13 protein-coding genes are annotated in these 20,146 nt (G+C 73.5%); 6 read left to right on the top strand and 7 right to left on the bottom strand.

Annotated features, from left to right (window positions below):
• Nucleotides 1-14: 14 nt before the first annotated feature.
• From ACL02U_RS10070 to ACL02U_RS10060, 3 genes are all read right to left on the bottom strand, one after another.
• On the bottom strand, nt 15-830 hold the full coding sequence (locus ACL02U_RS10070) for an Fpg/Nei family DNA glycosylase (RefSeq protein WP_412790353.1): 816 nt from the start codon (nt 828-830) through the stop codon (nt 15-17).
• Nucleotides 831-1,084: 254 nt separating this feature from the next.
• Nucleotides 1,085-1,570: a ribose-5-phosphate isomerase gene (locus tag ACL02U_RS10065; RefSeq protein WP_412790352.1), complete on the bottom strand. Its 486-nt coding sequence runs from the start codon at nt 1,568-1,570 to the stop codon at nt 1,085-1,087.
• A gap of 257 nt (nt 1,571-1,827) precedes the next feature.
• Complete coding sequence (locus tag ACL02U_RS10060; RefSeq protein WP_412790351.1) at nt 1,828-2,415, bottom strand: biotin transporter BioY; 588 nt, start codon at nt 2,413-2,415, stop codon at nt 1,828-1,830.
• Nucleotides 2,416-2,780: 365 nt separating this feature from the next.
• Here ACL02U_RS10060 and ACL02U_RS10055 point away from each other — a divergent pair, with 365 nt between their 5' ends.
• Complete coding sequence (locus tag ACL02U_RS10055) at nt 2,781-3,428, top strand: superoxide dismutase (RefSeq protein WP_412790350.1); 648 nt, start codon at nt 2,781-2,783, stop codon at nt 3,426-3,428.
• A 238-nt stretch (nt 3,429-3,666) separates the two neighbouring features.
• On the opposite strand, the gene ACL02U_RS10050 is transcribed toward ACL02U_RS10055, so the two are convergent.
• Nucleotides 3,667-4,329: a DsbA family protein gene (locus tag ACL02U_RS10050; RefSeq protein ID WP_412790349.1), complete on the bottom strand. Its 663-nt coding sequence runs from the start codon at nt 4,327-4,329 to the stop codon at nt 3,667-3,669.
• A gap of 127 nt (nt 4,330-4,456) precedes the next feature.
• Between ACL02U_RS10050 and pepN (ACL02U_RS10045) the strand changes: the two genes are divergently transcribed.
• Nucleotides 4,457-7,039: an aminopeptidase N gene (pepN, locus tag ACL02U_RS10045; protein ID WP_412790348.1), complete on the top strand. Its 2,583-nt coding sequence runs from the start codon at nt 4,457-4,459 to the stop codon at nt 7,037-7,039.
• Nucleotides 7,040-7,290: 251 nt separating this feature from the next.
• Nucleotides 7,291-8,358 (top strand): hypothetical protein, encoded by a 1,068-nt coding sequence (locus ACL02U_RS10040; protein ID WP_412790347.1) that lies wholly within the window; start codon nt 7,291-7,293, stop codon nt 8,356-8,358.
• A gap of 127 nt (nt 8,359-8,485) precedes the next feature.
• Here the strand turns inward: ACL02U_RS10040 and ACL02U_RS10035 are convergent, their stop codons facing one another.
• Nucleotides 8,486-10,261, bottom strand: coding sequence for a TIGR03767 family metallophosphoesterase (locus tag ACL02U_RS10035; protein WP_412790346.1), 1,776 nt, complete (start codon nt 10,259-10,261; stop codon nt 8,486-8,488).
• Between the two features lie 720 nt (nt 10,262-10,981).
• Between ACL02U_RS10035 and ACL02U_RS10030 the strand changes: the two genes are divergently transcribed.
• Nucleotides 10,982-14,305: a S8 family serine peptidase gene (locus tag ACL02U_RS10030; protein WP_412790345.1), complete on the top strand. Its 3,324-nt coding sequence runs from the start codon at nt 10,982-10,984 to the stop codon at nt 14,303-14,305.
• A gap of 91 nt (nt 14,306-14,396) precedes the next feature.
• On the opposite strand, the gene ACL02U_RS10025 is transcribed toward ACL02U_RS10030, so the two are convergent.
• Together ACL02U_RS10025 and ACL02U_RS10020 are read right to left on the bottom strand one after the other, a co-directional pair.
• The gene (locus tag ACL02U_RS10025; RefSeq protein ID WP_412790344.1) at nt 14,397-15,362 is read right to left on the bottom strand and encodes a hypothetical protein; all 966 of its coding nucleotides are present in this window, start codon (nt 15,360-15,362) and stop codon (nt 14,397-14,399) included.
• Between the two features lies 1 nt (nt 15,363).
• Nucleotides 15,364-15,906 (bottom strand): RNA polymerase sigma factor, encoded by a 543-nt coding sequence (locus ACL02U_RS10020; RefSeq protein ID WP_412790343.1) that lies wholly within the window; start codon nt 15,904-15,906, stop codon nt 15,364-15,366.
• A gap of 316 nt (nt 15,907-16,222) precedes the next feature.
• Here ACL02U_RS10020 and ACL02U_RS10015 point away from each other — a divergent pair, with 316 nt between their 5' ends.
• Entirely contained in the window at nt 16,223-17,239 is a 1,017-nt protein-coding gene (locus tag ACL02U_RS10015) for an aspartate-semialdehyde dehydrogenase (protein ID WP_412790342.1), read from the top strand.
• 175 nt (nt 17,240-17,414) lie between these two features.
• Nucleotides 17,415-19,991: an aminopeptidase N gene (gene pepN / locus ACL02U_RS10010; RefSeq protein ID WP_412790341.1), complete on the top strand. Its 2,577-nt coding sequence runs from the start codon at nt 17,415-17,417 to the stop codon at nt 19,989-19,991.
• Nucleotides 19,992-20,146 lie beyond the last annotated feature (155 nt).

Below are 20,146 nucleotides of genomic sequence, written 5' to 3'. Positions count from 1 at the left end.
GGAAGGGTTCCGGGTCAGCCGGACTGGCAGGTCGGGCACCAGAACAGGTTGCGGGCGGCGAGGCCGGCGGTGCGGACGGTGTCGCCGCAGAGGTGGCAGGGCCGGTCGGCCCGGCGGTAGACGTAGACCTCTCCCCCGTGGTCGTCGACCCGCGGTGGCCGGCCCATCGCCTCCGGGGTGTGTTCCGGGCGGACGGTGTCGATGCGGTTGGTGCGGACGCCCTCGCGCATCAGTGCGGCGAGGTCGGCCCACATCGCCTCCCAGAGCTCGGGGCCGATGTCCCTGCCGGGCCGGTACGGGTCGACGCCGTGCCGGAAGAGCACCTCGGCGCGGTAGACGTTGCCGACGCCGGCGACGACCTTCTGGTCCATCAGCAGGGCGGCGACGGTGGTACGGCTGCGGGAGACACGGGCGTAGGCGGCGGACGGGTCCGCGTCGGCACGGAGCGGGTCCGGCCCGAGGCGGGCGTGTATCGCCTGCTTCTCGGGGCCGCGGATGAGGGCGCAGGTGGTGGGGCCCCGGAGGTCGGCGTGGGCGGTGGGGCCGGCGAGACGCAGCCGGACGGTGTCCGCGGGCGGGGGCGCGGGCGCGCCCCCGAAGGAGACCTTGCCGAAGAGGCCCAGGTGGATGTGGACCCAGTCGGTGTCCTCGGCGTCGCGGAAACCGAGGAAGAGGTGTTTGCCGTGGGCGTCGGTGCGGAGGAGCTCCGTGCCGCTGAGGAGGGCGGCCGCGTCGGAGAACCTGCCCTGGGGGCTGGAGACGGCGACCGCGCCGGTGAGGCGGGACGCGTAGTCCCGCGCGAGCCGGTGGATGGTGTGCCCCTCTGGCACCTGGCCGTCTCCTTTCCGCGTCCCGCGGTGTCACGTACTCCCCTGCGATGCCGCGCGCCCTGCGCTGCCACGCGACGCGTCGCCCCGCCCCGCCCCGCCACGCGGCACGGCACGGCACGAACGCGGTACCGGGGAGCGGTACCGCGTGTTCGCACGCGCCCAGGGCTCCCCGTGTTCGCGCCGCCGGACCGGTCGGGCGCCCGACCGGCGCGGCGTGCGACCCGGCACGGAGTCGAGGGCCGGGGAGGGCGCTACTACTGCTGGGGGTGGTGCGGCGGGATCGGGGGGACCTCGCCGGTCGTCTCGTAGGCCGACAGCATGTCGATGCGGCGGATGTGGCGCTCGTCCCCGGAGAACGGGGTGGCGAGGAAGGTCTCGACGAACTTCGTCGCCTCCTCCCGGCTGTGCATGCGCGCACCGACCGCGACGACGTTGGCGTTGTTGTGCTGCCGGCCGAGGCTCGCGGTCTCCTCGCTCCAGGCGAGGGCCGCCCGCACACCCTTGACCTTGTTCGCGGCGATCTGCTCGCCGTTCCCGGAGCCGCCGATCACGATGCCGAGGGCGTCCGGGTCGGCGGCGGTGCGCTCGGCGGCACGGAGGCAGAAAGGCGGGTAGTCGTCCTGGGCGTCGTAGATGTGCGGTCCGCAGTCCACGGGGTCATGGCCCGCCGCCTTGAGCCAGTCGACAAGGTGGTTCTTCAGTTCGAAACCGGCATGGTCGGAGCCGAGATACACGCGCATGGGACGAGTGTGACACGGCGGTCACCGGGGGGCGGCAGCGGGTTCCCCGACCGGGACCCCGCTCGTCGGCCGCGCGCACCGGGGAGCGGCGGAGCCGCGCGAGGGGATTGCGGGCGCGGCGGCGGCCGGTGGGGGCGCGCCCGACTGTCACTCGCCGGGGTGATCCGGCGGGGGCCCGCACCGCGCGCACCGGGACCCACCGCCAGGCAGGCCCCCGGCCCCGGCCCCGGCCCCGGCCCCGGCCCCGGCGGAGCGTCTCAGCGCCTGCCCGCGAGCTTCCAGGCTCCGGGCAGCGCACCCATCGCCAGCGCCGCCTTGAGGGCGTCGCCGAGCAGGAACGGGGTGAGGCCGGCCGCGATCGCGGCGGTGGCCGACATCCCGGTGGCGAGGGCCAGGTAGGGGACGCCGACGGCGTAGATGAGCGCCTCGCCCAGCAGCATCGTGCCGGCCATGCGCCAGACTCCGCGGTCGGCCCCGCGGCGGGCCAGGGCACCGACGACGGTCGAGGCGAGCAGCATGCCGAGGATGTAGCCGAACGAGGGCGCGGCCGCGCCGGACGCACCGCCCGCGAACCACGGCACGCCCGCGATGCCGGCGAGCGCGTACAGGGCGAGGGAGAGGAAGCCGCGACCGGCCCCGAGAGCGGTTCCCACGAGCAGCGCGGCGAAGGTCTGACCGGTCACCGGCACCGGGGAGCCTGGGACCGGGACGGCGAGCTGCGCCGCGAGTCCGGTGAGGGCGGCGCCGCCGAGCACGAGGGCGGCGTCGCGGGCGCGGGAGACCGGGAGCAGGTCGGCGAGGACCTGCCCGGGGCGGGCGACGGGGGCGGCGGCAGCGGTGCTCATGAGGTCTCCGCGAGGTGAGGGCGGTTCGGGACGTCGTGACGCTATCCCAGGGCCGTGGCGCCGATCACCGTCGGCCGTCGACAAAGGGAAGATCCGCCAAGTGGTGGACTTCGGACAACCACAGCCGCGTCCGCATGCAGCGGCGTGACACCGGTCACTGAGGTCGGGTGGCCTGGAGCACCTGGACGGGCACCGGGTGAACTGTCGGGTATCTCCAACAGACAGCTGCGGACACGGACGCGGAAGCAGAACGGCGGCACGCGCTGCGGCGGCAACGGCAGAACCGCTCCGGCCACGACAGGGCGATCTTCTTGCTGATAACTTGCTGTTGCGAGTGATTCGCAATAAGAGTCGAAGGGGACCCCATGTCCGTCTACACGCTGCCCGAGCTGCCGTACGACTACGCGGCGCTCGCCCCCGTCATCAGCCCCGAGATCATCGAACTGCACCACGGCAAGCACCACGCGGCCTACGTGAAGGGGGCCAACGACACGCTGGAGCAACTCGCCGAAGCGCGGGACCGGGAGCAGTGGCAGTCGGTCAACGGCCTGGAGAAGAGCCTGGCCTTCCACCTGTCCGGGCACGTCCTGCACTCGATCTACTGGCAGAACATGACGGCACCGCGGGACGGCGGCGGGCAGCCGCTGGCCGCCGACGGCGTGGGAGACCTCGCCGACGCCCTGGACGAGTCCTTCGGCTCGTTCGCCGCGTTCCGGGCCCAGCTGTCCCTGGCCGCCGCGGGCACGCAGGGATCCGGCTGGGGGGTACTCGCCCACGAACCGCTGAGCGGACGGCTGATCGTCGAGCAGGTCTACGACCATCAGGGGAACGTCGGCCAGGGCTCCACTCCGCTGCTCGTCTTCGACGCCTGGGAGCACGCCTTCTACCTCCAGTACCGCAACCAGAAGGCCGACTTCGTCGAGGCGATGTGGCAGGTCGTCGACTGGCAGGACGTGGCACGGCGGTACGAGGAGGCCGGGTCCCGCACGGGGCTGCTGCGGCCGGCCCGCTGAGAAGCGCCCCGCCTCGTGATCGTCTTCTCACCCCTCACGTGGCGGGCGGTGGAAAAGCCGGAGGCCCCGCGTGCGATGCGACGCGGGGCCTCCGGCGACACCCCGACGAAACCACCGGCTTCCGAACCACCGAACCACCGAACCCCGGACCACCGAACCCCGGACCACCGCCTCCCGGACCTCGGGCCCCCGGGGCGGCCGCATCGGAGGCCCGGGGCCGGCGCGCGGGGGGAGACGCCTACAGGTTGCTGAAGTCCGGTCCCTTGACGCGGGTGCGCTTGATCTCGTAGAAGCCGGGCACCGAGGCGACCGCCAGGGTGCCGTCCCACAGGCGGGCGGCCTCCTCGCCCTTCGGTGCGGGCGTGACGACCGGGCCGAAGAAGGCGATCTCCTCGCCGTCGGGGCCGGGCACCGCGATGACGGGGGTGCCGACCTCCTGGCCGACCTTCTCGATGCCCTCCTTGTGGGAGGCGCGCAGCTCGGCGTCGAACTCGAAGTTCTCCTGCTCGGCGTACTCGATCAGGTCGGCGGGCAGTCCGGCGTCCGCGAGCGCGCCGGCGATGGCCTCGCGGGTGGGGCCCTCGCCGTTGTTGTGGAAGCGGGTGCCGAGGGCGGTGTAGAGCGGTCCGAGGACGTCCGCGCCGTGCCGCTGCCAGGCCGCGGCGACGACCCGCACCGGCTTCCAGGCCTGGGTGGCGAGCATCTCCCGGTAGTCCTCGGGCAGCTCGTCCAGTTTTTCCTCGTTGAGCACCGCCAGGCTCATCACGTGCCAGCGGATCTCGATGTCACGGAGCTTCTGCACCTCCAGCACCCACCGGGACGTCATCCAGGCCCAGGGGCACAGCGGGTCGAACCAGAAATCGACGGGCGTCTTGGCGGAGGGCGTGGCGGTCTCGGGCATGTCTCTCCTCGACATTGAGTGTTTGAACCTGCAACATCCCCGTTGGTCGCGCCATTCCCGTCAGCAGCGCATGACAGGATCGGTCCTGTCCAGCCGTGTACCCATGACGTACGAGGGAGTGCCGCCCGTGCCCGGTGAGAATCTGTCCCGCGAGGAGGCCCGGGAGCGGGCCGCGCTGCTGTCCGTCGACGGTTACGAGGTGTCCCTCGACCTTCGCTCGGCGGTCGGCCCGTACGACGGCGACGGCCCGCGCACCTTCCGCTCGGTCACCACGATCCGGTTCCGCTGCAACGAGCCGGGGGCGACGACCTTCGCGGATCTGGTCGCGCCGGGCGTGACGTCCGTGGCGCTCAACGGCCGGGACCTCGACCCGAGCGAGGTCTTCGACGGCTCCCGCATCCTGCTCGAGGGCCTGACCGCGGAGAACGAACTCGTCGTCGACGCCCGGTGCGCCTACTCCCGCACCGGTGAGGGCCTGCACCGCTTCGTCGACCCCGAGGACGGCGAGGTGTACCTCTACACGCAGTACGAGCCGGCCGACTCGCGCCGGGTGTTCGCGAACTTCGAGCAGCCGGACCTCAAGGCTCCGTTCCGCTTCGAGGTGCGCGCCCCCGAGGGCTGGACGGTGTGGAGCAACGGGGCGGGCCGGCAGGCGGACGGTGTCTGGCGGTTCGCGGAGACCAAGCCGATCTCCACGTACATCACCTGCGTCGTGGCCGGCCCGTACCACTACGTCACGGACACCTACACGCGCACCCTCGCCGGCGGCGGCACCCTGGAGATCCCGCTCGGCGCGATGTGCCGCAAGGGCCTCGCCCCGCACTTCGACGCCGAGGACGTCTTCCTGGTCACCAAGCAGGGCCTGGACTTCTTCCACGACCACTTCGACTACCCGTACCCGTTCGGGAAGTACGACCAGGCCTTCGTGCCCGAGTACAACCTCGGCGCCATGGAGAACCCGGGGCTGGTGACCTTCCGCGAGGAGTTCGTCTTCCGCGGCCGGGTCACGCAGGCCTCCTACGAGAGCCGCGCCAACGTGATCCTGCACGAGATGGCGCACATGTGGTTCGGCGACCTGGTCACCATGGAGTGGTGGGACGACCTGTGGCTGAAGGAGTCCTTCGCCGACTTCATGGGCGCCTTCTCCCTCGTCGGTGCGACCCGCTTCACCGACGGCTGGATCACCTTCGCCAACCGCCGCAAGGCGTGGGCCTACCGCGCCGACCAGCTTCCGTCCACCCACCCGATCACGGCCGACATCCGCGATCTGCAGGACGCCAAGCTGAACTTCGACGGCATCACCTACGCCAAGGGCGCCTCGGTACTGAAGCAACTGGTGGCCTACGTCGGCGAGGAGGCGTTCCTGGAGGGCGCCCGCCGCTACTTCAAGCGCCACGCGTACGGCAACACGCGCCTGGCCGACCTGCTGTCGGTGCTGGAGGAGACCAGCGGCCGGGACATGGGCGCCTGGGCGCGGGCGTGGCTCCAGACCGCGGGGGTCAACTCGCTCACCCCGCAGGTGCTGCTGGACGCCCGCGGCCGGATCGACGAGCTGGCGGTGGTGCAGGAGGCCGCACAGTCGCACCCCGAGCTGCGGCCGCACCGGGTCGCGGTGGGCCTGTACCGGCGCACCGCCGCCGGCGCGCTGGAGCGGTACGCCCGCGCGGAGACCGACGTCGACGGGGAGCGGACCGTCGTGGCGGAGCTGGCGGGCGCCGAGGCACCGGAGCTGGTGCTGGTCAACGACGACGACCTGACCTACTGCAAGATCCGCTTCGACGAGACCTCGCTCGCCACGCTGCGCGCGCACCTGGGCGAGGTGACCGACCCGCTGACCCGCGCCCTGTGCTGGTCGGCGCTGTGGAACATGACCCGGGACGCGCTGCTGCCGGCCCGGGACTTCGTCGGCCTGGTGCTGCGGTGCGCCGGGCGCGAGTCGGACATCGGCGTGCTGCAGATGCTGCACGCCTGGTCCGAGTCGGCGGTCGTGCACTACGCGGCGCCGGCGTGGCGGGAGACCGGCGAGCGGCTGCTGGCGGAGGGCGCGCTGCGGGAGCTGCGGCGGGCGGAGCCGGGCAGCCAGCACCAGCTGGCCTGGGCGCGCTTCTTCGCGACGACGGCCGCCGGGCCGGCCGACCTGGAACTGCTGCGCGACCTGCTCGACGGCAAGGCGACGATCGAGGGCCTCACGGTCGACCAGGAGCTGCGCTGGGCCTTCCTGGAACCGCTCGCGGCGCACGGCGTCGCCGACGAGGGGACGCTCGCCGCCGAACTGGCCCGGGACGACACCGCCTCCGGCGAACGCCACCAGGTGCGCTGCCTGGCCGCGCGTCCCTCGGCAGCGGTCAAGGCGCAGGCCTGGGCGCAGGTCGTGGAGTCGGACGCGCTGTCCAACGCGCTCACCGAGGCGGTGATCGCCGGCTTCGCGCAGGCCTCCCAACGGGACCTGACCGCCCCGTACGCGCCGAAGTACTTCGCGGCGATCGAGCGGGTGTGGGCCGAGCGGTCGATCCAGATCGGCATGGACGTCGTGCGCGGGCTGTTCCCCTCGCTGCAGGCCTCGCAGGGGACGCTGGACGCGGCCGACGCGTGGCTCGCGGGGCACCGGGACGCGGCTCCCGCGCTGCGCCGGCTGGTGCTGGAGGCGCGGGACGACCTGGCGCGGGCGCTGCGCGGCCAGGCCTGCGACGCGGCGGCGGACGCCGGCTGAGCCCCGGGCCGGGCGCGGGCCCGGCCCACCGCACCCCCACCCGAGCTTTGGCCTACGCCTGAGCGATCCGTAAGCGTTACGGAATGCGGGCAACGCCAACCGTGACCCCTGGTCCGCATCCGAACGGACCAGGGGTTTTCGCCGCCCAATCGGCAGCCCGGCGGCCACCCTTTAGGGCGGGCCTGTCCGGTTTCGGCGACGGGCATGTAACAGCGGTTAAGGGGCGGATCGGGCACGGGAATGCCCGGATCATGAACCACGACGCCCCGCTCCCCCCGGTCTCCCCCCAGCCGCTGCACCGCGCCGGCGAGGCCCGCCGACGCCTCCTGACGGCAGCCCAGCTCCGCACGCGCGGCGTCTCCGCCGCCGAACTGGCCGAGCACTGCCGGCCGGGCGGCCCCTGGCAGCAGCCGCTGCCCGGTGTCGTCCTGCTGCACCCGGGCCCGCCGACGGGCGAGGAGCGGCTGCACGCGGCGCTGCTGTACGCCGCCCGGGAGTCGGCTGCACCGGCGGTACCGGTGCAGCCGTGCGCCGAGGAGCCGCACCGTCCGGCCTACCGCGAGGCCGTGGTGACCGGCCTCGCGGCACTGACACTGCACGGCTTCACGGCCACTCCCCCGCTGCTGTCCCTGGAGACGGTCGACGTCCTCGTCCCCCGGCTGCGCCGGCTGCGCTCCAGCGGCTGGGTGCGCATCCTGCGCAGCCCGGCCGTGCCGGCGCCGCGGCAGGTCGACGGGGTACCGGTGGCGCCCGTGCCGCGCGCCCTGGCCGACGCGGTGGCCCGGCTCGCGGACGCGGACCTGGTACGCCGGCTGCTCACCGAGGCGGTGCGCGGCGGCCACTGCGAACCGGCGGCGGTGGTCGGGGAACTGAACCGGGCGAAGCTGCTGGGCCGACCGCACGTGGTGGACGCGGTGGACGCGCTGCTCGTGGAGGGCCGCGCCATCGCCGAGGACCGCCTGTACCGCATGGTCCACTCCTGCGGGCTGCCCGACCCGGTGTGGAACGTGGACCTGCGGCTGCCCGGCGGCCCGCATCTCGGAGGCCTGGACGCCTACTGGCCGGAGCAGGCGGTGGCGGTGGAACTGGACACCCGCGCCCCGCGCCGGGACCGGGACCGGTCGGAGGAGGACGACGCGCTGTGGTCGGAGTACGCCCGCAAGCGCGAGCACCTGGAGCGGCTGGGCATCACGGTCGTGCACATCACCCCGCGGAAGCTGCGCGAGGCGATGGGGCAGCAGGCGGCGGTGGTCCGCACGGCGCTGCTGGCGGCGGCGGACCGGGACCCGGCCGCCTATGTCGTGGTGCTGCCCCGGTAGTGACGGACCGGGCGGTACCAGGAGGGGAGGGGAGGGGAGGGGAGGGGAGGGGAGGGGCTGCCGGGGCGCGGGCCGCGGGGCCCCTCCTCGTGCGCCGGGGCCCGGCTCCGCAGCCCGACCCGCGCCGTCAGCCCTTCTTCAGGAGCAGTTCGGTGTTGCGGTCTCCCGGGTCGCCCTGGAGCCGGAGGGACCCCTCGTTGGCGTTGAAGGAGAGTTCCCGGTAGAGCGCGGCGAGGCCGGTCTGACTGAGGTCGGCGAAGTCCGTGCGGTGCGGCGCCGCGGACTCGACGAGGGTGGTGTGCAGGGAGAGGGTGCCGTCCCGGTTGTCGACCAGTTCGACGACCCGGGCGAGCTGGGGGAACTCGACGTGGGAGGCGGTGGAGACCTCCCAGAAGCCGTGGCCGCCGCTGCCGGGGTGCGCGGTGACGGCGTTGCGGTGCTCGTGGCCGTTCACCCAGGCGACGACGTTGCGGTGCCGGCCCAGGAGCGCGAGCAGCTCGTCCCCGTTGTGGCGCCGCTCGTGCGGGCGGGCCGGGTCGGGCACCGCGGGGCCGGGCATCGACCTGCTGGTGTAGTGGCTGAAGACGATGACGTACGTGTCGCGGTGCGCGCGCAGGGTGCGCTCCAGCCAGGCCATCTGGGCGGCGTCCACGGAGCCGGTGTAGTAGCCGCCGGGGTCGGTGGTGTCGAGGCTGATGCCTAGGACGTCGGCGGAGAGGGGGAAGGCGTAGTACTGGGTGCCCGCGTCGAGGTTCGCCGCGCTGTAGCCGTGGCCGACCGGGCCGGGGCCGGTGTGCTCCGGGTCGAGGTGGGCCCGGACGTGGTCGGCGGGGGTGAACAGCGCCCGCCGCCCGTCCGGGGTCACCGGGCGCATCTGCCGTGCGTGGGACCGGAGCAGTTCGCCCAGTGCCCTCCCCTGGGGGTCGGTGCCGTCGTAGATGTGCTTCTGGAGCCGGCGCGCCTCGGCCGGGGGGACGCTGAGCAGCTTCCGGTCCCCGACGGCGAACTCGGCGAGGTAGGAGTCCCCGTGCCCGAAGCAGCCCACCGGCATGGAGTCGTGGTTGCCGACGGTCGAGTACCAGGGCAGCCGGAGGCCCGGGCTGCGCACCTCGCGGACGGCGGCGTCCAGGAAGCCTTCCAGGTGCGGGAAGCCCCGCTGCTTGTACTGGTCGCGGACGGCGGAGTCGGGCTGCCAGTAGAGCTTCAGACCGCTGCTCAGCGCGCCCTCGTAGTGGCGCGGGTCCCCGGAGTTCGGGGCGATGCGGCCGCCGCTCATCACCTTCAGGTACCAGTCCAGCTCGAGGACGCTGTTGTTGTCGGTGTTGTCGCCGGTGGAGACCACGCAGCCGAGCGGTGCACCGGTGACGGGCCCGGCCCGCAGCGCGTTGACCCGCTCGACCAGGGCGATCGCGCCGTGCACCGTGAGCGCCTCCTGCGGCCGCCAGGCGTGCGGCTGCGCGGCCCGCAGGAACTCCACCCGCAGCGGATGCTGACTGTCCATCAGATGCAGGTCGGTGAGCTGGACGAAGGAGGCGAGCGCGGTGCGCCGGCCTGCCCGGCCGGCCTTGCCGGCGGCCAGTTCGCCCCGCACCACGCGCCGCCAGCCGGGCCCGCTGCCCAACCTGCGGTAGCCGGAGCCGGACTTCGCGGTGGCGACCGCGGCGAGGGTGGTGCCCCTGGTGTACGGGGCCAGGGGTGCGGCCGCGGGAACGGCGGCACGGGGCGCAGGGACGGGGGTGCGGGGCGCCGGGTCGGCCGCGGGAGCGGTGGGGGCCGCCTGGCTTTCGATCGGCTGCAGGGCGTAGCCCAGCCCTGCGGTGGCGGAGGCGGCGGCGGTGACGGCGAGAACGGTACGGCGGTCGATCCCCCGCAGGGGACTGGCGACGGAGCGTGAGCGCGGCATGGCGCGGTCTCCCCGGGGACGGAAGCGGCGGCAGGATCGGCGGGACGGTTCGCCGTCGGGCACGGGCGCGAAGGACCCGCCGTACGGGATGCTTGGCACCGGCGGTGACCTGCGCGTGAACGGGGACGCAACGTGCAGCGCCGATCGCGGTACGTGGATCACGGTCCGCCCCGGGCGCCCGAGCCGGCCGCCGAAAGCTCCCTCGGTGGCCGGGGATTGGTCACGCAGCGTTCATCCGGCGGGGTAGGCGGGCAGCCGTCGACGGGCGGGGGCGCCCTGCGCGTCCGGCGGCGTTCGGAGGAACGGTGGCGTTCGGAGGGCCGGTGGCGTTCGGAGGGCCGGTGGCGTTCGGAGGGCCGGTGGCGTTCGGAGGGCCGGTGGCGTTCGGAGGGCCGGTGGCGGGAAGGGCGGGGGCGCCGGACGAGCGGAGGCGGCAACCGCTCGCGGACCGCCGTCCGCTCACGTGATGAGCGGCCGGTCGCGGGAGGGAGGGCCGCGCCCCTCCGGCGGAGCCGGCTTCCGCCCTCTTCGGGACAGACCACCCCGTAACGCATCGGGGGTTTTCCCCATACATCGATTTCGATTCGGTCAACACTCCCCAATGAACGGGCCCTTGGGTAAAGCTGAGCGATCGTCCGGGGTCGCCTACCGGACACGTACGACCAGGGCCGATCCGTCCTGGCCGGTTCACCCACGCTCCTTTACCTGCAAGGGATGCCGATGACCAACACCCCCCAGAGCGACCCGACACCGGGTACCAGACGCGCGGTGCGGATGGCCGTGGCCGCGGGCCTGGTGGCCGCGCTGTCCGCGGCCGGGCCGATACCCCTGGCCTTCGCCGCGGACAACCCGCCCGCGGCGGACGCACCCCCCGCCACCGACCCGGGCGCCAAGTCCGCACACGACAAGCTCGGTTCGGACGACGCCGACGCGCTCGCCGCGGCCAAGGCCAAGGGCGACAGGACCGTCACGATGATGGTCGCCACCGCCCCCGGGCAGACCGAGCAGGTCGCCGAGGAGCTCGACGGCGTCAAGGGCGGCTCCGTGGGCCTCGCCTACGACAAGCTCGGCTACGTCCGCGCCACCGTGCCGACCGCGAAGGCCGACGCGGCCATCGCCGCCGCCGCGAAGCTCTCCTCCGTGCACGCCATCGACCTGCGGCAGGAGATCCAGCTCGACGACCCGACGCCGGCCGCGGACACCGTCCAGGGGATCAGGAGCGGCAGGCACAACCGCAGTTATCCGGGGCCCGGTGCGAACACCCCCGCCAAGAACCCGTACAACCCGTCCTTCGAGACGGGCGCCGTCGACTTCGTGAAGAAGAACCCGAAGGCGGACGGCCGCGGCGTCACCATCGGCATCCTCGACTCCGGCGTCGACCTCGGCCACCCGGCGCTGCAGAAGACCACCACCGGCGAACGCAAGATCGTCGACTGGGTGACCGCCACCGACCCCATCGTCGACGGCGACCTCACCTGGCGCCCGATGGTCAGCGACGTCTCCGGGCCGAGCTTCGCCTACGGCGGCCGGACCTGGACCGCGCCGGCCGGCTCGTACCGGATGAGCCTCTTCAAGGAGTCCTACACCGCGGGCGGTGACGCCAAGGGCGACGCCAACCGGGACGGCGACACCACCGACTCCTGGGGCGTGCTGTACGACCCGGCGGCGGGAACCGTGCGGGTCGACCTGAACGACAACCACGACTTCAGCGACGACACGCCGATGAAGCCGTACAAGGACGGCCACCAGGTCGGCTACTTCGGTACCGACGACCCCTCCACGGACGTCGCCGAGCGTCAGCCGTTCGTCGTGCAGATCCGCAAGGACGTGCCGATGGACCCCTACGGGGGCAGCTGGGTCGGCAAGAAGGCCGACTTCGTCAACATCGGCGTCATCGAGTCCGAGCACGGCACCCACGTCGCCGGCATCACCGCCGCCAACGGCCTGTTCGGCGGGAAGATGAACGGCGCCGCCCCGGGTGCGAAGATCGTGTCGTCCCGGGCCTGCACCTGGTCGGGCGGCTGCACCAACATCGCGCTCACCGAGGGCATGATCGACCTGGTGGTCAACCGCGGCGTCGACATCGTCAACATGTCGATCGGCGGCCTGCCCGCGCTGAACGACGGCAACAACGCGCGCGCCGAGCTGTACACCCGCCTGATCGACACCTACGGCGTGCAGCTGGTGATCTCCGCGGGCAACTCCGGCCCCGGCGTCAACACCATCGGCGACCCGGGCCTGGCCGACAAGGTGATCTCGGTCGGCGCGGCCATCTCGAAGGAGACCTGGGCCGCCAACTACGGCTCGGTGGTGAAGAGGAGGTACCAGCTGCTGCCCTTCTCCTCCCGCGGCCCGCGCGAGGACGGCGGCTTCACCCCGACGCTGGTCGCACCCGGCGCCGCCATCAACAGCACCCAGACCTGGCTGCCGGGCTCCCCGGTGAAGGAGGCGGGCTACTCGCTGCCGGCCGGCTACTCGATGCTCCAGGGCACCTCGATGGCCTCCCCGCAGGCCACGGGCGCCACGGCGCTGCTGCTGTCCGCGGCCAAGGAGCGGCACATCGCGCTGACGCCGGCCGATCTGCGGACGGCGCTCACCTCGACGGCCCACCACATCCGGGGCGTTCAGGCGTACGAGGAGGGTGCGGGCCTGATCGACGTCGTCGACGCGTGGAAGGCCGTCCGGCACCACGCCACCGCCCATGAGTACACCGTCAAGGCGCCGGTCGACACCGCGATCGACCAGTTCCTGAAGACGCCGGGCTACGGCACCGGCCTGTACGACCGCGAGGGCGGGCTGAAGGCCGGCCAGCGGAAGACGTACGAGATCACCGTGACCCGCACGTCCGGTCCCGACCGCCCCGTCCGCCACCGGCTGCACCTGGCGAACAACGCGGACCACACCTTCCGCATCGTCGGCCGCAGCACCGTGTGGCTCCCGCTGAACGAGCCGGTGACCGTCAAGGTCGAGGCCAGGCCGCGGCACGCCGGCGCGGCGAGCGCGATCCTGGAGGTCGACGACCCGCGCACCGAGGGCGTCGACAAGCAGATCCTGACCACCGTCGTGGTGTCGACGCCGGTGAAGTACGCCTTCTCCGCGTCCGGCCGGATCGAGCGCAACAGCACCCGCTCGTACTTCCTGACCGTCCCCGAGGGCGCCACGTCTCTCGAGGTGGCCATGAGCGGGCTGAAGGGTGACAGCCAGACCCGGTTCATCGCCATCCACCCGTACGGCGTCCCGGTCGACAACACCTCGACGATCTACTGCTACCCGCACTACAACCCGGACAACACCTGCCGCCCCGACCTGCGTGCGTACAGCGACCCGCAGCCCGGCGTGTGGGAGGTCGAGGTCGAGGCGCGGCGGACCTCGCCGCTGCTGGACAACCCGTACAAGCTGGACGTCACCGTGCTCGGCGCGGCCTTCGACCCGGAGACCGTGACGGTGCCCGAGGCGAAGGTCGGCACCCCCACCCCGGTTTCCTGGACGGTGACGAACAACTACGCCCCGCTGCAGGGCACCCTGGTGGGCGGCCCGCTGGGCTCCTCCAAGTCGGCCCGGCCCACGATCGGCGAGGGCGAGACCCAGACCACCACCGTCGAGGTCCCCGAGGGCGCGAAGTCCCTGGACGTCGCCATCGGCAACGTCTCGGACGCCTCCGCCGACCTCGACCTGACGGTCTACGACCAGAACGGCAAGGTCGTCGGGCAGTCCGCCGACGGCGACTCGGAGGAGGCGGTCTCGCTCGCCGAGCCGGCCGCCGGCATGTACACCGTCGAGGTCTACGGCTACTCCGTCCCGGCCGGTTCCACCGAGTACGACTACCGGGACGTGTTCTTCTCCGCCGCGCTCGGCAGCGTCACCGTCGACGGTTCGGCGCCGGTCTCGCTGGGCACCGGCGACAGCACGTCGGTCTCCGCCGCCGTCACCGCGACGGCGGCCGCCCCGGAGGGCCGCGAGTTCTTCGGGCAGGTCCAGCTGGTCAACGCCCGCGGCACGGTCGCCGGCGTGGGCAGCGTCCGGATCGGGAACGTCGTGCAGTAGGCGGCGGCACCCTTCGGGAACGCGGGGGCGGGCGTCCGGCCGAGGGCCGGGCGTCCGCCCCCTTCGCGTGCGCCCGCCGCCCGCGCCGCCCTCACCCGCAGCCCAGGCCGCGGGCGGCGGGCAGGGCGCCGGCGAGTTCCGCCCGCGCGGCGGCGAGGGCGCCGGGCTCCGCGACCCACACCCCGGCGGTGGCGGCGCCCCGTTCGACGCCGACCAGCACGTGGCCGCCCTCGCGGGGCGCGGGCACCGCGTCCGGACCGACGAGGACGGTCACCGCGGGCGCACCGCCCGGTCCGGGCAGGTAGGACCTGGTCACCCTGAGGGTGACCCGCTGCCGGCCGGTGCCCGGCACCGGCCGCACTCCGGTCACGTCGCCCTCGGCGAGCAACCGCAGGCAGGCGAGGTAGCGGGGGTCGCCGAGCCGGCCGGTGTCCGGCGCCGCCTCCTGCGCCGCGGACCTCGCGGCGGCGGAGGCGGCCGCGTCGTCGTGGGCGCCGCTCCCGGCCTGGACGACCAGCCAGCCGACGAGCCCGACCAGGGCGGCGGCCGCGGCGGTGCCGAGCGCGGCGGGCAGGAGGCGGCGCCGGGGCCGGCGGGCGACCGCCCGCGCGCGGGGCGGCTCGGGCCGGGGCGGCGCGGCCAGGGCGTCGCCGAGGGCGGTCAGCCCCTCGCGCAGGAGGGCCACGTCGGCGATCGCGGCGCGGTGCTCGGCGAGGAGGGCGGCATCCTCGCGGGCCTCCTCGGGCAGGGGTTCGCCCGTGATCGCGGCCATCAGCGGGTCCGGCGGCAGCGGGTCCGGCGGCAGCGGGTCCGGCGGCAGCGGGTCCGGCGGCAGCGGGTCCGGCGGCAGCGGGTCGCCGCGCCGCGGATGCGGAGTGGCCGCGCCGGGACCGGGGTGGTCAGCGCGGCCGGGGAGTCCGTCCCGGCCGGGTCGTTCATCGCCGCCGGGGAGTCCTGCGTCCCGGCCGGCTCGCGCGTCCCGGCCGGGGAGTCCGTCGCGGCCGGCACCGGGGGTGCGGTCGGAGTGGTCCTCGTGTCCGGCGTGGTCGGGGGGCACCTCACACCACCTCGTTCTCGTGCAGTCGGGCGCGCAGGGCCCGTACCGCCGCGTGCAACCGGCTCTTGACGGTGCCCTCCGGGACGCCGAGCTGCTCGGCGATGGAGCGGACCGGAAGATCGGCGTAGAAGCGCAGCACCAGGACCTGGCGCTGCGCCTCGGGCAGCTCGTCCAGGCCCTGGGCCACGGCGACGGAGAGGACGCTGCGGTCCTCCCCGGAGGGGTGCTCCGGCGGGCGCAGGGCGGCGAGGCGCTCCCCCAGCCGTTCCTGCCGGCGCCTGGCCCGGTGCCAGTCCACGGCGAGGCGGGAGGCGACCACCGCCGCCCAGGCCGAGACGTCCCGCGGCGCCTCCCGGCCGCTCGCGGCGCGCTCCAGCAGCCGCAGGCGGACCTGCTGCACCCCGTCCGGCAGGTCCGCCTGCGGCACCCCGCCCAGGGCGAGCACCGCCCGCACCCGGCGTTCCTGTACGGCGTCCAGCGGATCGCCGGCGCTGCCGCCGCCGGCCCGCGCCTCCCGGCCCCGCCGGGACCATCCGCGCAGCACAAGCCACCCCCTCCGCGTGTCCCTCCTACGACGTCGCACCGGGCCGGAACGTTCGATCGCGTCGCCGGCCGCGGAGCGAGGCGTACGTCACACCTCGTGTGGCGGCGCGCGGTGCGGGCAGGGGAGCCTCCGGCGCGGGCCGCCCCCGGGATGCGTTCCCGCAGCTCAACCGGGGTGCTCGCGGAACGTCCGGAACAGCGGGCGGAACGCGGGCGTCCCAAGGGGCGAACACAGCGCGCAAAATATTGGACATCCGGGCCGGGGTCGACCCCATGATGGAAAAGCCTCGGCCAAGTGTGAGAGACAGGGAGTCGCCGTGAGGGTCGGAATCGTCGGAGCCACCGGTCAGGTCGGCACGGTCATGCGCGGGATCCTCCGCGAGCGGAACTTCCCCCTCGACGAGCTGCGCCTGTTCGCCTCGGCCCGCTCCGCGGGGACGGTCCTGGACGGCGTGACGGTGGAGGACGCGGCGACCGCCGACTACACCGGGCTGGACATCGTGCTGTTCTCGGCGGGCGGCTCGACCTCGAAGGCGCTGGCGCCGAAGGTCGCCGCCCAGGGCGCCGTCGTCATCGACAACTCCTCCGCCTGGCGGCGGGACCCGGAGGTGCCGCTGGTGGTCTCCGAGGTGAACCCGCACGCGATCGCCGACCGCCCCAAGGGCATCATCGCCAACCCGAACTGCACGACGATGGCCGCGATGCCGGTGCTGAAGCCGCTGCACGCGGAGGCGGGGCTCGAGGCGCTGGTCGTGGCCACCTACCAGGCGGTGTCCGGGTCCGGTCTGGCCGGCGTGGAAGAGCTGTTCGAGCAGGTCAGGAAGGTCGGCGAGGACGCACCCAAGCTCACCCACGACGGCGCGGCCGCGGACTTCCCGGAGCCGAACAAGTACGTCGCCCCGATCGCCTACAACGTGCTGCCGATGGCCGGCTCGATCGTGGACGACGGCCTGCACGAGACCGACGAGGAGCAGAAGCTCCGCAACGAGTCCCGCAAGATCCTGGAGGTCCCCGGCCTGAAGGTCTCCGGCACCTGTGTGCGGGTTCCGGTGTTCACCGGGCACTCCCTCCAGGTCAACGCCCGCTTCGCGCGGCCGATCAGCGTGGAGCGCGCCAAGGAGCTGCTGGCCGGCGCCCCGGGGGTCGCCCTGGCCGACGTCCCGACGCCGCTGCGGGCGGCCGGACAGGACCCGTCGTACGTGGGCCGCATCCGCGACGACGAGACGGTGGAGAACGGGCTCGCCCTGTTCGTCTCGAACGACAACCTCCGCAAGGGTGCGGCGCTCAACGCCGTGCAGATCGCGGAGCTGGTGGCGGCCGAGCTGGCCGGCTGACCGACCGGCTGCTCCCGGCCGGCGGGCACGGGGAGCACGGCCACGCGCGAGGGGGCGGTCGCCATGGTGGCGACCGCCCCCTTCGCATGCCCGCCGCGGACCGCCCGGGTCGTCGCCCCGCGCGCCACTCGCGTGGAAGGATGGCGCAACCGACACATCACGAGGAGATGACCGCGTGCCTGGCACAAACCTGACTCGCGAAGAGGCGCAGCAGCGGGCGAAGCTGCTCACCGTTGACTCGTACGAGATCGACCTCGATCTCTCCGGCGCGCAGGAGGGCGGCACCTACCGGTCCGTGACCACGGTGCGCTTCGACGTCGCCGAGAACGGCACGGATTCGTTCATCGACCTGGTGGCCCCGGCGGTGCACGAGATCGCGCTGAACGGCGACCCGCTCGACCCGGACGAGGTCTTCAAGGACTCGCGCATCGCGCTGCCGGGCCTGCTGGAGGGGCGCAACATCCTGCGCGTCGTCGCCGACTGCGCCTACACCAACACCGGTGAGGGCCTGCACCGGTTCGTCGACCCGGTCGACGACCAGGCCTACCTGTACACGCAGTTCGAGGTGCCGGACGCCCGCCGGGTCTTCGCCGCGTTCGAGCAGCCGGACCTGAAGGCCACCTTCCAGTTCACCGTGCGCGCCCCCGAGGGCTGGACCGTGGTGTCCAACTCGCCGACCCCGGAGCCCCGGGACAACCGCTGGGTCTTCGAGCCGACGCCGCGCATCTCCACGTACATCACGGCGCTCATCGTCGGCCCGTACCACAGCGTGCACAGCGTGTACGAGAAGGACGGGCAGAGCGTGCCGCTGGGCATCTACTGCCGCCCGTCGCTCGCCGAGTTCCTGGACTCGGACGCGATCTTCGAGGTGACCCGGCAGGGCTTCGACTGGTTCCAGGAGAAGTTCGACTTCCCGTACCCGTTCGCGAAGTACGACCAGCTCTTCGTGCCCGAGTTCAACGCGGGCGCGATGGAGAACGCCGGCGCGGTCACCATCCGCGACCAGTACGTCTTCCGTTCGAAGGTGACCGACGCCGCCTACGAGCTGCGCGCGGAGACGATCCTCCACGAGCTGGCGCACATGTGGTTCGGCGACCTGGTCACCATGGAGTGGTGGAACGACCTGTGGCTGAACGAGTCGTTCGCCACCTACACGTCGATCGCCTGCCAGGCGTACGCGCCGCAGTCGCGGTGGCCGCACTCCTGGACCACGTTCGCCAACTCGATGAAGACCTGGGCCTACCGCCAGGACCAGCTGCCGTCCACGCACCCGATCATGGCCGAGATCCGCGACCTGGACGACGTCCTGGTCAACTTCGACGGCATCACGTACGCCAAGGGCGCCTCGGTGCTCAAGCAGCTCGTCGCGTACGTCGGCATGGACGAGTTCTTCCGGGGTGTGCAGGCGTACTTCAAGCAGCACGCCTTCGGCAACACTCGCCTGTCCGACCTGCTGGGCGCGCTGGAGGAGACCTCCGGCCGCGATCTGCGGACCTGGTCCCGGAAGTGGCTGGAGACGGCCGGCATCAACGTCCTGCGCCCGGAGATCGAGACGGACGCGGACGGGGTCATCACCTCCTTCGCCGTCCGCCAGGAGGCGCCGGCGCTGCCCGCCGGCGCGACCGGTGAGCCGACGCTGCGTCCGCACCGCATCGCCATCGGCCTGTACGCGCTCGACGGGGACGGCGGCCGGCTGGTCCGCGCCGACCGCGTCGAGCTGGACGTCGACGGCGAGCTGACCGAGGTGCCGGAGCTGGTCGGCAGGGAGCGCCCGGCGGTCGTGCTGCTCAACGACGACGACCTGTCGTACGCCAAGGTGCGGCTGGACGCGGAGTCGCTGCGGACCGTCACCGAGCACCTCGGCGACTTCGAGGCGTCGCTGCCGCGCGCGCTGTGCTGGGCTTCGGCCTGGGACATGACGCGGGACGGCGAGCTGGCGGCCCGCGACTACCTGTCGCTGGTGCTGTCCGGCATCGGCAAGGAGTCGGACATCGGTGTCGTGCAGTCGCTGCACCGGCAGGTGAAGCTGGGGATCGACCTGTACGCCGACCCGTCCGCCCGGGAGGCGCTGCTGACCCGCTGGACGGACGCCACGCTGGCCCACCTGCGCACGGCGGAGCCGGGCAGCGACCACCAGCTCGCCTGGGCGAGGGCCTTCGCGGCGACCGCGCGCACCCCGGAGCAGCTGGACCTGCTGGAGGGCCTGCTGGACGGCTCGCAGACGGTCGAGGGCCTGGCCGTGGACACGGAGCTGCGCTGGGCGTTCGTGGAGCGGCTGGCGGCCGTGGGCCGGTTCGACGAGGCGGAGATCTCCGGCGAGTACGAGCGGGACCGGACCGCGGCCGGTGAGCGGCACGCGGCCACCGCGCGGGCGGCCCGGCCGACCGCGGAGGCCAAGGCGGAGGCGTGGGCCTCGGTCGTGGAGTCCGACAAGCTGCCGAACGCCGTGCAGGAGGCGGTCATCTCCGGCTTCGTGCAGAGCGACCAGCGCGAGCTGCTGGCCGGCTACACCGGGAAGTACTTCGAGGCGCTCAAGGAGGTCTGGGACTCCCGTTCGCACGAGATGGCCCAGCAGATCGTGGTCGGCCTCTACCCGGGCGTCCAGGTGACGCAGGAGACCCTGGACCGGACGGACGCCTGGCTGTCCTCGGCCGAACCGACCGCGGCCCTGCGGCGCCTGGTGTCGGAGTCCCGCTCGGGTGTCGAGCGGGCGCTGCGGGCGCAGGCCGCGGACGCGGCTGCGGGCCGCTAGCGGGCGGGCCGCCCGGCGCGGCGGCGGGCGGGTGAGCGCGGCAACGGTCGCCCGCCCGCCGCGCGGTGGGACGGCCCGGCGCCCGCCCCTTGTGCAGCGGACCGCCCGACCCGCCGTCCCGGCGGGGCACGGACGGTGCGGGCGGGAGCGGCCGT

The sequence above is a fragment of the Streptomyces sp. MS06 genome (assembly GCF_047200655.1).
Classification (GTDB): Bacteria; Actinomycetota; Actinomycetes; order Streptomycetales; family Streptomycetaceae; genus Streptomyces.
This window is presented reverse-complemented; position numbering and strand designations above follow the sequence as displayed.